The sequence below is a fragment of the Janibacter massiliensis genome, assembly GCF_900289115.1.
Taxonomy (GTDB): Bacteria; Actinomycetota; Actinomycetes; order Actinomycetales; family Dermatophilaceae; genus Janibacter_A; species Janibacter_A massiliensis.
This window is the reverse complement of record NZ_LT985196.1, coordinates 838,721-853,618: the sequence shown is the minus strand read 5'-3', so window position 1 is coordinate 853,618 and position 14,898 is coordinate 838,721. Positions and strand designations below refer to the sequence as shown.

General features: G+C 72.0%; 11 protein-coding genes and 2 tRNA genes. 5 read left to right on the top strand and 8 right to left on the bottom strand.

The window, feature by feature from the left end; translation table 11 throughout:
* The first annotated feature begins 48 nt into the window (after window positions 1–48).
* Together DAA34_RS04150 and DAA34_RS04145 are read left to right on the top strand one after the other, a co-directional pair.
* Entirely contained in the window at window positions 49–1,368 is a 1,320-nt protein-coding gene (locus DAA34_RS04150; protein ID WP_106817741.1) for an O-antigen ligase family protein, read from the top strand.
* A gap of 72 nt (window positions 1,369–1,440) precedes the next feature.
* The gene (locus DAA34_RS04145) at window positions 1,441–2,796 is read left to right on the top strand and encodes a class I SAM-dependent methyltransferase (RefSeq protein WP_106817740.1); all 1,356 of its coding nucleotides are present in this window, start codon (window positions 1,441–1,443) and stop codon (window positions 2,794–2,796) included.
* A gap of 72 nt (window positions 2,797–2,868) precedes the next feature.
* Here the strand turns inward: DAA34_RS04145 and DAA34_RS04140 are convergent.
* The 5 genes from DAA34_RS04140 to aroQ all read right to left on the bottom strand — a co-directional run bounded on the left by DAA34_RS04140 (window position 2,869) and on the right by aroQ (window position 6,105).
* Window positions 2,869–2,962: transfer RNA gene (locus DAA34_RS04140), tRNA-Ser, on the bottom strand.
* 84 nt (window positions 2,963–3,046) lie between these two features.
* Complete coding sequence (locus tag DAA34_RS04135; protein ID WP_106817739.1) at window positions 3,047–4,174, bottom strand: LCP family protein; 1,128 nt, start codon at window positions 4,172–4,174, stop codon at window positions 3,047–3,049.
* A 155-nt stretch (window positions 4,175–4,329) separates the two neighbouring features.
* Window positions 4,330–4,533: a cold-shock protein gene (locus DAA34_RS04130; RefSeq protein ID WP_106817738.1), complete on the bottom strand. Its 204-nt coding sequence runs from the start codon at window positions 4,531–4,533 to the stop codon at window positions 4,330–4,332.
* Between the two features lie 223 nt (window positions 4,534–4,756).
* Window positions 4,757–5,656 carry a dihydropteroate synthase gene (gene folP, locus DAA34_RS04125; RefSeq protein WP_407657000.1) on the bottom strand — a complete coding sequence of 300 codons (900 nt, stop codon included), beginning with the start codon at window positions 5,654–5,656 and terminating at the stop codon, window positions 4,757–4,759.
* 5 nt (window positions 5,657–5,661) lie between these two features.
* Window positions 5,662–6,105 (bottom strand): type II 3-dehydroquinate dehydratase, encoded by a 444-nt coding sequence (gene aroQ / locus DAA34_RS04120; RefSeq protein WP_106817737.1) that lies wholly within the window; start codon window positions 6,103–6,105, stop codon window positions 5,662–5,664.
* Between the two features lie 144 nt (window positions 6,106–6,249).
* Between aroQ and DAA34_RS04115 the strand changes: the two genes are divergently transcribed.
* On the top strand, window positions 6,250–8,601 hold the full coding sequence (locus tag DAA34_RS04115; protein ID WP_106817736.1) for an esterase-like activity of phytase family protein: 2,352 nt from the start codon (window positions 6,250–6,252) through the stop codon (window positions 8,599–8,601).
* A 64-nt stretch (window positions 8,602–8,665) separates the two neighbouring features.
* Here DAA34_RS04115 and DAA34_RS04110 read toward each other — a convergent pair.
* Window positions 8,666–8,750, bottom strand: a tRNA-Ser gene (locus tag DAA34_RS04110).
* A gap of 86 nt (window positions 8,751–8,836) precedes the next feature.
* Here DAA34_RS04110 and DAA34_RS12255 point away from each other — a divergent pair.
* The gene (locus DAA34_RS12255) at window positions 8,837–9,205 is read left to right on the top strand and encodes a protoporphyrinogen oxidase (protein ID WP_199847416.1); all 369 of its coding nucleotides are present in this window, start codon (window positions 8,837–8,839) and stop codon (window positions 9,203–9,205) included.
* A gap of 342 nt (window positions 9,206–9,547) precedes the next feature.
* Here DAA34_RS12255 and epsC read toward each other — a convergent pair whose 3' ends face one another.
* Together epsC and cysK are read right to left on the bottom strand one after the other, a co-directional pair.
* The gene (gene epsC, locus DAA34_RS04100) at window positions 9,548–10,210 is read right to left on the bottom strand and encodes a serine O-acetyltransferase EpsC (protein ID WP_106817735.1); all 663 of its coding nucleotides are present in this window, start codon (window positions 10,208–10,210) and stop codon (window positions 9,548–9,550) included.
* Entirely contained in the window at window positions 10,210–11,139 is a 930-nt protein-coding gene (cysK, locus tag DAA34_RS04095) for a cysteine synthase A (RefSeq protein WP_106817734.1), read from the bottom strand. The genes epsC and cysK overlap by 1 nt, the downstream gene beginning before the upstream one ends.
* 170 nt (window positions 11,140–11,309) lie before the next feature.
* Between cysK and DAA34_RS04090 the strand changes: the two genes are divergently transcribed.
* On the top strand, window positions 11,310–14,861 hold the full coding sequence (locus DAA34_RS04090; RefSeq protein ID WP_456077577.1) for a (Fe-S)-binding protein: 3,552 nt from the start codon (window positions 11,310–11,312) through the stop codon (window positions 14,859–14,861).
* The last annotated feature ends 37 nt before the right edge of the window (window positions 14,862–14,898 follow it).

The window sequence follows — 14,898 nt, the reverse complement described above, 5'->3', positions numbered from 1 at the left end:
ACGGGTCATGGAGTGGCCCTGGGACGTCGGCGGGAAAGGGGTCATGTCGTGGCGACGAGCGTCGAGACACGACGGAGCAACCTGCCAGACCCCGGGCTCGTCCCCGGAGCGGCCACCGCGGTCGCGCTCCTGGCCCTCGTCGCCGCCCTCCTCGAGGCCACGGTCGACGTCCTGCCCGACGACCCGATCTTCCTGTTCATCACCCCGATCCGCGTCATCACGGCCCTCGGCCTCATCGCCCTCATCGTCGCCGGTCTGCGGCCCAGCCGATGGCGCACGCCCCTGGACATCCCGGTGCTCCTGCTCGTCGTCGCCGCGACGATCACGTGCGCGTGGACCGGCGTCGGCTGGTCCAGCTGGCGCGGGCTCATCACGGTCGTCGCGATCTTCTACCTCACCGTCGGCATCCGCCGCGGCCTCCCGGACAGCTGGAACGCCCTGCGGATCCTCGCGCTCGTCGTCGTGTCCGCCGCCGCGCTCACGGCCCTGAGCCAGTTCGCCAACGACAAGCCGACCGGCTTCTGCCGCGCCTCGCTCGACGGCCGTTCCGACGCGTGCACGAACCCCGACGCGATGATCCGGGTCATCGGCACGATGACGAACCCGAACCTCCTCGCGGCGTTCCTCCTGCTGTTCCTCCCGCTCGCGGCGGCCGCCGCCCTCTCGCAGGTCGACCACGCCCCCAAGGTCGTCTCGCTGGCCATCGTCGCCGCCGGATACATCGCACTCCTGCTCACCTTCTCCCGCGCCGCGTACGTCGCCGCCGTGCTCGGCCTGCTCGCGTGGTTCGCCCTGCGGCGCGCGAACTGGCGCGCGATCGTCACGGTGCTCGTCGGGACCTTCGCCCTGGGGTTCGTCGCGCTCGTCGGCCTCGCCGTGTCGGGGGCGAGCCTCGGTGTGCGCGGCCGGGTCTACCGGGCCGCGGTCGACATCGCGCTCGGGCACCCGCTCGGGGTCGGGATGGGACACGGCGGCGCCGCCCTGCAGGCTCGGCTCGACGACTCGCTCAAGTTCCAGCACGCCCACAACCTCTGGCTCAACTGGCTGCTCGAGACCGGCCCGCTCGGGTTCCTGGCGATGGGCCTCATCACCTTCGTCGCGCTCCTGACGGTCGCGCGGGCCGCGCAGCGCCGCTCGCTCGAGGCCGGCGCGATCGGGGCCGGCCTCGTCGGCTTCCTCACGGTCTCGCTCCTGGACGACCCGGCGAACGCCGTCCGCATCGCCATCGCCTTCTGGATCATGCTCGGACTGGCGGTCACGGCCCGAGGCGGGCGCTCCCGGATGCGCCCCGACGAGCCGCCGACCACCCGGGCCGCCCGCCGGGCCCTCCTGGACGAGGAACGCCGACGGAACACTCCGGTGATCTGACCGGCCCTCTGCGAGGATGGCTGGAACGCGCTCGACGACCCGCACGATCGACACCGACAAGGACATGACCGGATGACCCAGGACACCACCACCCCTCTGCAGCCGAGCGACCCCCTCGAGGCCGCCCTCGTCGCCAGGGGCTGGGAGCACGCCCACCTGCTCGAGCAGATCGGGAACGGCCCCTCGGCCAAGGCGGACGCCCTCCGGATCGAGTCCGAGCGCCAGCTGGCGGCCGACTGGTACGAGCCGCCGACGTCCGGCAAGCACCTGGGCCCGACCCACCGCGCGATGTACGAGTCGCCGGCGAACGTCACGCGCTACCGCCGCACCCTCGACTACTTCACGCCCGGCGAGCGCCTCTTCGAGATCGGCATCGGCCGCGGGTTCCTGGCGACGATGCTCATGCGCGGGGCGGACCTGGGCGCGTACAAGGGCGTCGACCTCGTCGAGGGCAACGTCGTCGCGACGCGCGAGATGCTCGAGCTCAACGGCTTCGGCGACCGCGCGAACGTCGAGGTGGGCGACCTGTACGAGGTCACCCGGGACGAGGTCGAGGAGATGGGCGCGACCCTCCTCATGTGCTGCGAGGTCATCGAGCACGTGCCCGACCCGGCCGCAGCGGTGAAGACGCTGGCGGACGCGCTGCCCGACGGCGCCGACCTGCTCTACTCCGTCCCGCTGCTCGGCCGCCTCGAGGGCGTCTGGGGCCACACCGCGATGTTCGGCGTCGACCGCATCCGGGCGATGACGCGGGACGCGGGCCTCATCCCCCACTACGTCGAGGTCGTCGACAACACGTGGGTCTTCATCCTCGCGTCCCGCTCGCCGGAGCCCTCGCCGCGCGCCCGCGCTGCGGCGTCCGCCGCCCGGGACCACACCGCCCACATCGAGCCGGACCCCACGCGCGCCGTCGAGATCGTCAACGTGAGCCCGACCGACCTCCCGACCGCCGACTCGGCGTGGACGAAGCGCATGAACGTCACCCGCGGCGACAGCGGCCAGTCGATCACCGCGGGGTCCTACGTCCGCAACGCTGCCGGGCTGACGATCGCCGGGACGCCGAAGGGTGGCGGCCTCACCGGCAGCCAGTACATGGGTGTGGCCTTCGCCGCCCCCGGCGACGGTCGCACGATGGGCGTGCGCATCCAGCTCGACAGCCCCGACTTCTCGGTGCTGGAGTCTGTGTACGTCGAGTTCCGCAAGGACGGCGAGCGGGTGGCCCGCTGGCGCTGGGAGCCGAGCGCGCGGATGCCGAAGTCGGCCAAGCCGACCTTCCTGCTCAAGGACGGCGTCAAGGGCATGTACTTCAAGCAGAGCCCGACGACGGGCTCGGCCGTCGAGGCCGACACCGTGGAGGTCTTCGCCAACGTCGCCAAGGGCGCCTCGGCGGAGCTGACGATCGTCCGCTTCGGCTGGATCAAGAACTGACCGACGCCGGTCCTCCCACTGCGGGAGACACGACGAGGGCCGAACCCGCGACGGGTTCGGCCCTCGGTGGTGTGGCGGAGGCGGAGGGATTTGAACCCTCGATGGGGTTTAAGCCCCAAACCGCATTAGCAGTGCGGCGCCATAGACCGGACTAGGCGACGCCTCCAGACAACCCGGACAGGGTAGCCGCACCGTCGGACCCCTGCCAAAGCGGGTCCGGCCCCGCGGCGCGGGCGACGGGCGGCGCGGGTCAGCCGGCGCAGATGCTGCCGGCCGCCGTGCGGCGAGGGATCGAACCCTCGCCCCGGGTGCTCGGGCCCTCGCCCCGGGTGCTCCGGGATCGCTGGGGCGCCCTCGTCCCCGGCAGCTCACGGTCCTCGCGGATGGCGGCCCAGAGCCCCGTCGCCGCCGGTGCCCACTCGACCCGGTTGGGGTCGCGGGGGTACGGGCGGGTCGGGACGGTGACGAGCTCGATGTTCTCCACGCCCAGGTCCTGCAGGCTTGCGGCGATGTCCTGCATGCCGCCGACGGACAGCCCGGGGTCGGTCGTCATCGACCGGGTGGCCGCGTCGAGGAACCGGTAGAGCCGGTCCGGTCGGGCGAGCAGCCGCGAGGACGTCGCCTCCTGCGCCACGGAGCTGAGGAAGGCCTGCTGCCGCTCGATCCGCCCGAGGTCCGAGCCGTCGCCCAGGGTCTTGCGGACGCGCACGTACCCCAGCGCCTGCTCGCCGTCGAGGTGGTGCCGTCCCGCGGGCAGGTCGAGCGCGGAGTCCTCGTCCCTGATCGGGACGGGGGTGCACACGTCCACCCCACCGAGCGCGTCGACCATGTCGGCGAACCCCCGGAAGTCGACGACGACGAAGTGGTCGACGAAGACCCCCGTCGCGGCCTCGAGCGTGCGGATGGTGCACGCGGGGCCCCCGAGGGTGAAGTTCCGGTTCCACTGCCGGACCGGGCCGTCCTGCGCCCTCGAGCGCGGATCGGTGCAGTCCCTCGGCGCCCGGGTCATGGAGTCCCGAGGGATCGAGACGACGACGGCCCGCTGCCGGTCGGCGGACAGGTGCACGAGCAGGTTCGTGTCGGAGTGCGCCCCGCCCTCGACCGTGTCCGTGCCGAACTTCGTCGTGCCGATCCCCGTGCGGGTGTCCGAGCCCATGACGAGGACGTTGAGGGGCCCCTGCGCCCGCGCCGGACGGTCCTCACCCAGGAGCGCAGAGATGTCGAGCCGGTGGATGTTGCTCGCGAGCCGCACGTAGACGACCCCGACGGCGCTGCTGAGGACGAGGGCGATGCAGACCACCCACGCCAGCTGGCGCGCCCAGCGCCGCCGGGGCCGCTGGGTCGGGGTCGCGCTCCCGGTCGACGTGGCCTCGTCCATGCGCGCACCACCCGTCGTCCGTCGCCTCGCCCGGGCGCGAGGCCGATCCGCCAGTGTAGGCGGGCCGCCGTCGTCGACGACGAGCACGAGGGCCCCACCCGGCGATCCGGGTGGGGCCCTCGTGGAGAGTCAGCGGGTCACCCCGCAGCAGTGACTCAGACCGGGCGGACGTGGTCAGCCTGCGGGCCCTTCGGACCCTGCGTGACCTCGAACTCCACGCGCTGCGCCTCGTCCAGGCTGCGGTAGCCGGTCGAGTCGATCGCCGAGTAGTGGACGAAGACGTCGGGGCCGCCGCCGTCCTGGGCGATGAAGCCGAAGCCCTTCTCAGCGTTGAACCACTTAACGGTGCCCTGTGCCATGGGGTGAATCCTTCTTCTGATCGGCAGGTGGTGCCCGCACCTCGCGGGCCCCGGTGGATGCATCGCCACCCCAAGCACGGGCCCCTGCGGGACTCGTCCTCGACCCCGGGGACCGGGGCCTCGTACTGCCAGGAACTGCTGCTGCAACCGCGGGCGACGCTAGCAGAGAACCGGGCCCCTCCGGCTGGTCGGACCGTCGCGGACTTCCGTGGATCAACCCTGTTCAGCGGGCGTTTCCCTGACGGCCACGTCGCGTTGCCACGGGCGGCCTGCCCCCGCTGATCGAGGCGACCATGTCGAGCGCGCGACGGGTCTGACGGACGTCGTGGGTCCGGAAGCAGACGGCGCCCAGGTGCGCGGCGACGGCGGTGGCCGCGAGGGAACCAGCGAGGCGCTCCTCGACGGGCAGCCCGAGGGTCTCCCCGACGACGTCCTTGCGCGAGATCGCCTGCATGACGGGGTGACCGAGCCCGACGAGGTCAGCGGTGCGGGCGAGCAGGGTGAGGGAGTGCCGGGTCGTCTTGCCGAAGTCGAGGGTCGGGTCCAGGAGCACCGCCTCGGCCGGGATGCCCGCGGCGAGCGCCCGCTCGGCCCCGGCCCGCAGGGTGCGGACGACGTCGTCGACCACGCCGTCCGGCTCCGGCGGGTAGGTGACGGCCACCGGGTCGGTGCGCGGCGGGAGCCCGCCGGTGTGCGAGACGACGTACCCGGCGCCGAGCTCCGCCGCGACGTCGAGCAGCCGGGGGTCGTGCCCGGCCCACGTGTCGTTGACGAGGTCGAGACCCGCGTCCCGCGCGGCGAGCGCCACCTCGCTGCGCCACGTGTCGAGGCTGAGCACGAGGTCGGGGTGTGCGGCGCGGACCTGCTCGAGGAAGGGCACGACGCGCTCGACCTCCTCCTCCGCCGAGACCGCCGCGCCCTCCTGCCCGGCCCGCACACCCCCGACGTCGACGATGTCCGCGCCCTCCTCGACCGCACGGTCGACGGCCGCGAGCGCCTCCTGCACGTCGCTGTACCGGTTGCCGGGGTGGAAGGAGTCAGGCGTGCGGTTGACGATCGCCATGACCGCCGGACGCGACCGGTCGAACCGCTGACCGCGCAGGACGAGCGGGGTGCCCAGCACCGGTGTCAACCGCGCCGAGCGGCGAGCCAGTCGATCGCCTCGAGGTAGCCGTCGGTGCCGCGCCCGACGATGACGTGGGCCGCGACGTCCGTGATGTACGAGAACCGCCGGAACTCCTCGCGCGCGTGGATGTCGGAGATGTGCACCTCCACGACCGGTGCGACGACGTTGGCGAGCGCGTCCCGGATCGCGACCGACGTGTGGGTCCATCCGGCCGCGTTGACGACGAGCCCCGCCGCGGAGGCGCCCAGCTCGTGGATGGCGTCGATGAGCACGCCCTCGTGGTTCGTCTGCCGGAAGTCGAGGGCGAAGCCGTGCGCGCTCGCTACGACCTCGCACCGCTCGCGGACGTCCTCGAGGGTCGCCGAGCCGTAGACGTCCGGCTCGCGCTCGCCGAGGAGATTGAGGTTCGGGCCGTTGAGGACCGCGACGACGGGGAGGGGGCTCACCGCGCCGACGATACCGACGGGCGGCTGGTCGGGGACCGTTCGTCGCCGTTCAACGGGTCGTCGCCCCTCGTTCATCCGGGGGAAGCCACCCGCCACACCTGACGCCCTTACCGTTCGCCGAACCCGCCCACCGGAAGGACCACCATGGCCCGCCTGTCCCGCCCCGCCGCGCTCACCGCGGCACTCACCCTCGCCCTCGGCGGCGGCCTCGTCGCGACGAGCGCCTCGGCCAGCGCCCCCACCGGCGGGGTGCGCGCGGCGACGACCGCGACGACGCCCGTCGTCCCGTTCAAGCGCACGTCGACCTACCCCGTGCACCAGAACCTCCCGGCCGGGGTGGACCCCGCGGCCGAGACGGTCGCCGAGATCTCGTCGGTGAGCCCGGACGGCAAGACGCTCGCCTACACCGACGCCGCCGGCAAGCGGGTCGGGATCCTCGACATCTCGAACCCGGCCGCCCCGAAGGGCCTGGGCAGCATCGACCTCTCCGCGATCGAGAACGCCGAGCCGACGTCGGTGAGCATCATCGGCGGGTACCTCGTCGTCGTCGTCGACACGAGCGCCTCGTACACCGACCCCAGCGGCCGTGCGATCGTCTACCGGCTCTCGGACCGCACGCGGGTGCGGACGTTCCAGCTCGGCGGGCAGCCCGACTCGATCGCCGTGAGCAAGGACGGGGCGTACGCGGCGATCGCGATCGAGAACGAGCGCGACGAGTCCGTCACCCCGGCGTACGGCACGAAGGGGGGCCTGCCGCAGTACCCCGCCGGACGCATCGCGGTCCTCGACCTCGCGCGGAGCCCGTGGCGCTGGGCGAAGAACGACGTGCGCCTCACGGCCTACAGCGGTGCTGCGCTGGCGTCGCTGTCCGAGGCCGGCCTCGACACCCCGCGCGACCCCGAGCCGGAGTACGTGAGCATCAACGGCCGCAACCAGCTCGCCGTGACGCTCCAGGAGAACAACGGCGTGGTCCTCATCGACCTCGCGACGCGGAAGATCACGAAGGTCTTCAGCGTGGGTAACGCGAAGGTCACCGGCATCGACACGGCCAAGGACGGGAAGTTCTCGTTCACCGGCGGCATCGACCTGCCGCGCGAGCCCGACGCCCTCGCCTGGATCGACGACCGCTACCTCGCCACCGCGAACGAGGGCGACTGGAAGGGCGGGACCCGCGGCTGGAGCATCTTCGACAGCACGACCGGTGAGGTGGTCTGGGACGCGGGAAGCTCGTTCGAGCACCTCGCGGCGCGCCACGGCCTGCACAACGAGGACCGCGCCGGGAAGAAGGGCACGGAGCCGGAGGGCGTCTCGGTCGCGACGATCGGCGGCCACCGCTACGCCTTCGTCGGCTCCGAGCGCAGCAACTTCGTCGCCGTGTACCTCCTCGACAACCCGACCAAGCCGGTCTTCCAGCAGATCCTCGCGACGACGAACGGCCCCGAGGGGATCCTCCCCATCCCCGGCCGCAAGATGCTCGCCGTGTCCTCGGAGGTCGACGACGCGGATGCCGGGGTGCGCTCGAGCGTCAACCTGTTCCGGATGTCGTCGACGGCCAACGGCTTCCCCTCGATCGTCTCGAAGGACGACGAGAACGGCGCGCCGATCGGCTGGGGCGCTCTCGGCGCGCTGACCGAGGACGCGGGCAAGCCCGGGCACCTCTACGCCGCGAGCGACTCGGCGTGCGCGACCGGCCGGATCTACGACGTCGACGTGACGACCAAGCCCGCGACGATCACCGGCGTGACGACGGTGACCGAGGGCGGCGCCCCGGCGACCGGCCTCGACATCGAGGGGATCGCCACCCGTCAGGACGGCGGCTTCTGGCTGGCCTCCGAGGGCACCACCGGTGCGAAGAACACGCTGGTCCGCACGAACGCCGCGGGCGAGGTCGAGGAGCGGGTCACCCTGCCGGCGGACGTCGCCGCGCAGGTCGGCAAGTGGGGCCTGGAGGGCGTCGACTCGACCGGGTCCGGCGCGGACGAGGTGCTCACCGTCGTCCTCCAGCGTCCGCTCTTCTCGGACCCGAAGAACGCGACGGGTGAGACCGATGGCGCGGGCGTCGTGCGGATCGGGCAGTACTCGGTCGCGAACAAGGCGTGGCGCTGGTTCGGCTACCGCCTGGAGTCGACGACGACCGAGGGTGACTGGATGGGCCTGTCCGAGGTCAGCCACGTCGCGGGCGGGAAGTTCGTCGTCGTCGAGCGGGACAAGCTGAACGGCCCGCGTGCGACGGTCAAGCGCATCTACTCGGTGCAGCTGCCGACGACGGTTCCGACCGCCGAGGACACGGCGTCGCCGCTGACGGTGGTCGACAAGACGCTCGCCGCCGACCTCATCTGGCGCCTGCGTGCCGACAAAGGCTGGACGCAGGAGAAGCTCGAGGGCGTCGCGGTCCAGCCCGACGGGACGGTCTACGTCGTCACGGACAACGACGGGGTCAAGGACGCGACGGGCGAGACGGTCTTCAACCGCCTGACGACGAAGTTCACCGGCTGAGTCCAGGTCCCGGCCGACGCGGCCCCGGTCCGAGCATCGCGCTCGGACCGGGGTCGCGGCCGCGCGGCGGGTGTGGGATTTGAACCCACGAGGGGTCTCCCCCTGGTCGCTTTCAAGGCGACTGCACTCGGCCACTATGCGAACCCGCCCTGCCCGCCGGAGGGCGGACGGCGTCCCACGGTATCCGCGTTAGGGTGGCCGCGGACCGCAACCACCCAGCAGTGGAGGGATCACCATGGCCAAGTTCTCGTTCGTCCTCGGCGCCGCCGCCGGTTACGTCCTGGGTGCCCGTGCGGGCAAGGAGCGCTACGCCCAGATCCAGAAGCTCGCGGGCCGCGCCTGGGGTTCGCCAGCCGTCCAGTCGAAGGTCGAGGACGCGAAGGTCGCCGCGAAGACGAAGGCCGCCCCGGCCGCCAAGAGCGCCCTGAGCGGCGCCGCGTCGGCCGCGGGCAGCACGGTCGCGGCGGCCGCGGGCAAGGCCACCGGCGGCTCGACGCCCGACGAGGTCTGGGCCACCGAGCCCGCGACGAACCTCGAGCCGAACGAGATCCACGTCCAGTCCAGCAACAACGAGGCCCAGGGCCCGGGCAACATCAACGCCTGACCGGCCCCTCCCCCACCCTTCCTGCATTTGCGCGCGCAATTGACATCTGCGTGCGATATGTCACGCGCGTCTGCCCCATGTGACGCGCAGATTTCTGAACTCGATCTCTGAGCGCCGCGTGGTGCGTCGGCGGTCACCGGTCACGCAGCGGGTGCAGCAACCGACCGCCTGCGCGGTGACCTCACACCCCGGTCCGGCCTGGGCCCGCGGGCGTCGGTCGTCGGGCCTCGGTCGTACGAATCTGCGCGCCATCGATGACATCTGCGCGCGATGCATGGCGCGCGGATGTCAATTGCGCGCGCAGTTGCAAAGGAGGGGAGAGGGGGTGAAGAGGGGGAGGGGTCAGATGAAGAGGGCCGGGTCGGCGTAGAGGACCTCGGCGGGGCGCTGGTGGCGGGGGGGGTGGATCGTCGCCGGCACGCCGGTGGCGACCGCTCCCGGAGGCACGTCATGGAGGACGACCGCGTTCGCACCGACCTTCGACCCCGCGCCGAGCGTCACCGGCCCGAGGATCTTCGCGCCAGATCCGACGAGCACCCCGTCCTCGAGCGTCGGGTGGCGCTTCACCCGGGCGTTCGCCGTCCCGCCGAGCGTCACCCCGTGGTAGAGCATGCAGTCGTCGCCGACGACCGCGGTCTCACCGATGACGACGCCCATCCCGTGATCGATGAAGAACCGCCGTCCGATCTGCGCCGCCGGGTGGATCTCCACCCCGGTCCACGCCCGCGACAGGTACGCGATGACCCGCGCGAGCATCTTCCGCCATCCACCGCGACGCCACTGGGCGTGCGCGAGCCGGTGGAGCCAGATCGCATGCAGACCGGCTGACGACACGACGGTCACCGCGGCCGACGTCGCCGCCGGGTCGCGCCTGCGCGCGGCTGCGATGTCCTCACGGATCTGCGCCCACCACGAGAGGTCGTCGGCCGCAGCGGCGGGCTCGGACGACGACGGCACCGTCGCCGACGTGGGGTCGGCGACGGTGCGATCGAGCGTGGCGGTCATCAGTCGACGAGACCCTCGAAGAGGATCGTCGAGAGGTAGCGCTCGCCGAAGCTGGGGATGATGACGACGATCGTCTTGCCCGCGTTCTCGGGGCGGCGGGCGACCTGGTCGGCCGCGGCGAGGGCCGCGCCGGAGGACAGCCCGACGAGCAGACCCTCCTGCGTGGCGGCCTTGCGGGCCCACTCGACGGAGGTCGCGGCGTCGACGTCGATGACCTCGTCGTAGATCTCGGTGTCGAGGATCTCGGGGACGAAGTTCGCGCCGATGCCCTGGATCTTGTGCGGGCCCGGCTGGCCGCCGTTGAGGATGGGCGACTCGACCGGCTCGACCGCGATCATCTGCACGCCCGGCTTGCGCTCCTTGAGGACCTGCCCGACACCCGTGATCGTGCCGCCCGTGCCGATGCCCGAGACGACGATGTCGACCGCGCCGTCGGTGTCCGCCCAGATCTCCTCGGCGGTCGTCGCGCGGTGCACCTCGGGGTTGGCCGGGTTGAAGAACTGGCGGGCGAGGATCGCGCCCTCGCGCTCGGCGACGATCTCGTCGGCCTTCTCGACCGCGCCCTTCATGCCCTTGGGACCCTCGGTGAGGACGAGCTCCGCGCCGAAGCCGGCGAGCAGCGCCCGGCGCTCCTTGCTCATCGTCTCCGGCATCGCGAGGACGACCTTGTAGCCGCGGGCCGCGCCGACCATCGCCAGCGCGATGCCCGTGTTGCCCGACGTCGCCTCGACGATCGTCCCGCCCGGCTTCAGCTCGCCCGAACGCTCGGCCGCGTCGACGATCGCCACACCGATCCGGTCCTTGACCGAGCTCGCCGGGTTGTAGAACTCGAGCTTGGCCGCGACGGTGGCGTCCGACTCGATGATCCGGTTGATGCGGACGAGCGGGGTACCGCCGACAAGCTTCGTGACGTCGTCGTGGATGGGCATGCTGGGCGCCTTTCGTGGGAGATGGGGTCCTCGGCAGGGTCAATGCCATGTTCGTTATGGATATTCCAACACGATGTTATGCGTCCCCGGGACCCCGCCCGGGCGAACGTGACGACGATGACGCCCCCGAGACGGTGAGCGGTCGCTTACGCGGCAGTAGGATCCGCCCCATGACAGCCCCCGCCCTTGCGCTGCCCCTCAGCGTCCTCGCGTCGGACACCATGCCGTGGTGGCCGAAGCCCGACCCCGAGACGTTCGGCGAAGTCACGCCGCTGCAGATCCTCGCGCTCGTCGTGTGCTTCGTCATCCCCCTCATCGGGTGGGCGCTGCTGTTCCGCCAGGTCGCGCGCTTCGTCAAGCACTACCGGCTGGGCCGCCCCGAACCGCGCACCGACCGCCCTGGCGCGCGCACGTGGGTCCTGATCAAGGAGTTCCTCGGCCACACCCGGATGTCGCGCCTGCCGGCCGTCGCCGTGGCCCACTGGTTCACGTCGCTGAGCTTCCTCATCCTCTTCGCGACGCTCGTCAACGCGTTCTTCCAGCTCGTCCGGCCGGACTACCGCCTGCCGATCATCGGGCACTTCCCGCCGTTCGAGTGGCTCATCGAGCTCTTCGCGTGGACCGGCCTCATCGGCATCGTCGTGCTCATGGTCGTCCGCCAGAAGGCGCACCCCCGCGGAGCCGAGGGTGAGCAGGGCCGCCGCTCGCGGTTCTTCGGCTCGACCTTCTGGCAGGCCTACTACGTCGAGCTGACGATCCTCGGCGTCACGATCTGCATCCTCCTGCTCCGCACGCTCGAGGCCGCGATGGTCCAGCGCCTCGAGCCGGAGTCGAGCCTCGCGCTGCACTTCCCGCTGACGGGGTGGCTGGCCGGCATGTGGAGCGGGCTGTCGCTCCCGGCGCTCGCGCAGGTCGTCTACCTCGTCGCGATGATCAAGATCCTCATCTCCTTCGCGTGGATGATCACGATCTCCCTGCAGCCGACGATGGGTGTCGCCTGGCACCGCTTCCTCGCCTTCCCGAACATCTGGTTCAAGCGCGAGGCCGACGGCAGCACCGCCCTCGGTGCCGCCAAGCCGATGACGATCGACGGCAAGCCCTTCTCCATGGAGGCCATGGAGGAGATGGACGAGGAGACGACCCTCGGCGTCGGCAAGGTCGAGGACTTCACGTGGAAGGGCCTGCTCGACTTCACCACCTGCACCGAGTGTGGTCGCTGCCAGAGCCAGTGCCCGGCGTGGAACACGGACAAGCCGCTCTCGCCGAAGCTGCTCATGATGACGCTGCGTGACCACGCGGCTGCGAAGGCGCCGTACCTGCAGGCCGTCAAGGGCGGTGCCGCTGCCGACTCCCTCGGCGCGGTCGCGCTGGCCGACCCGGCGGGCACCCCGACCGACGGCCTGCACGGCATCGAGGCCCGGAAGGCGTCGTCGATGGAGATCCGCACCGGCGAGGGCCAGGGCGCAACGGCCGTCGCGGCCACCACGACCGCTGTCCCGTGGGCCGAGCTGCCCCTCATCGGCGAGACCGGCTACGACCTCGACAACCCGCTGACGGCCTACAACCCCCACGGCCCCGACGCGGTCATCGACCAGGACGTCCTCTGGTCGTGCACCACGTGCGGCGCGTGCGTCGAGCAGTGCCCCGTCGACATCGAGCACGTCGACCACATCCTCGACATGCGTCGCTACCAGAACCTCATCGAGAGCGCGTTCCCCAGCGAGCTCGGCGGGCTGTTCAAGAACCTCGAGAACAAGGGCAACCCGTGGGGCATGGGCGCCCGGGCCCGGATGGACTGGGCGAAGGACCTGCCGTTCGAGGTCAAGGTCGCGGGCAAGGACGTCGAGAACCTCTCCGACGTCGACTACCTCTTCTGGGTCGGCTGCGCCGGCGCCTACGAGGACCGCGCGAAGAAGACCTCGCGCGCCGTCGCCGAGCTCCTCGACACCGCAGGCGTGAGCTTCGCGGTCCTCGGGGACGGCGAGACCTGCACGGGTGACTCCGCCCGTCGCGCCGGCAACGAGGTGCTCTTCCAGATGCTCGGGCAGCAGAACGTCGAGACGATGAACGAGCTCGGCGCGACGAAGATCGTCGTCACCTGCGCCCACTGCTTCAACACGATCAAGAACGAGTACCCGCAGCTCGGCGGCCAGTACGAGGTCGTCCACCACACGCAGCTGCTCAACCGGCTCGTGCGCGAGAAGCGCCTCACGCCGGTCGCTGCGCCGCAGGGTCCGAAGAAGTCGAGCGCCAAGGACGTCTCGTCCAACGCCCCGACCGTGACGTACCACGACCCGTGCTACCTCGGTCGGCACAACGACGTCTACGCCCCGCCGCGTGAGCTCATCGGGTCGCTGCCCGGGGTCGAGCTGCGCGAGATGCCCCGCTCGGGCATGACCTCGTTCTGCTGCGGCGCCGGTGGTGCCCGCATGTGGATGGAGGAGAAGCTCGGCACGCGGATCAACGTCAACCGCACCGAGGAGGCCATCGCGACGGGTGCCGAGCGCATCGCGGTCGGGTGCCCGTTCTGCCGCGTCATGCTCTCCGACGGCCTCACGGCCAAGCAGTCGGAGGGCGCGAGCGAGGACATCGAGGTCGTCGACGTCGCGCAGATGCTGCTCGCAGCGGTCCGTCGCTCGGAGGAGGCCGTCGAGGAGGAGGGCACGACCGAGGCGGACGACGCCGAGTCGACGAACCTCCCGACCGCGGTCGACCAGCCGGCGGAGGTCGCGCAGACGGGTGACGAGCCGGTCGCGGAGGAGCCCAGCGCTGCCGAGTCCGAGGCGACCGGCGAGGCGATCCGCGAGGCGGAGGCCGGGGACGCGACGATCGGTACGTCGGCGGAGCCGAAGGCGACGGGGACCCCGGCCGGCAAGACGATGTCGTGGGAGGACGAGGTCACCCAGACCTCGCCCGCCCCGGCACCGGCCGCCGCGCCGAAGGCCGAGGGCGCCCCCACTGGCGCCGCACCCAAGGGCAAGACCATGTCCTGGGAGGACGAGGCCACGCCGGCCGCGCCCGCCGCGGCGGAGCCGAAGGCCGAAGAGCCGGAGGCCCCCCAGGCCGAGAAGCCGAAGGCCGAGGGCGCCCCCACTGGCGCCGCACCCAAGGGCAAGACCATGTCTTGGGAGGACGAGGCCACGCCGGCCGCGCCCGCCGCGGCTGCGACCGAGTCCACGACCGAGGAGCCGAAGACCGAGGCCGCCCCCGCTGCCGCCGCGCCCAAGGGCAAGACCATGTCCTGGGAGGACGAGGCCACGCCGGCCGCGCCCGCCGCGGCGGAGCCGAAGGCCGAAGAGCCGGAGGCCCCCCAGGCCGAGAAGCCGAAGGCCGAGGGCGCCCCCGCCACCGCGGCGGTCGAGGCCGAGGCTTCTCAGGCGGACGCCCCGAAGGCCGCTGCCACCGGCACCGCGCCCGCAGGCAAGCTCATGTCGTGGGAGCCTGCGGACACCCCGGTCGCCGAGGCCACCCCGGCGCCGGCGGCTGAGAAGCCCGCGGCCGAGGAGCCCGCGGCCGAGGAGCCCGCGGCCGAGGCGCAGGGCACCCCGACGGTCGAGGAGACCCCGACCCCGGAGCTTGAGGCCCCCGCCGAGCAGGCCGAGGCGAGCGCGGACGTCGAGCAGCCCGCCGAGGCTGCGCCGGCCGCCGAGGCTGCGGAGCCCGAGGCGCCCAAGCCGTCGACCGGTGTCGCACCGGACGGGCCGAAGATGTCGTGGGAGTGACGCTCCCCCGCGACTGACACGCGAAGGGCGCCCCGGG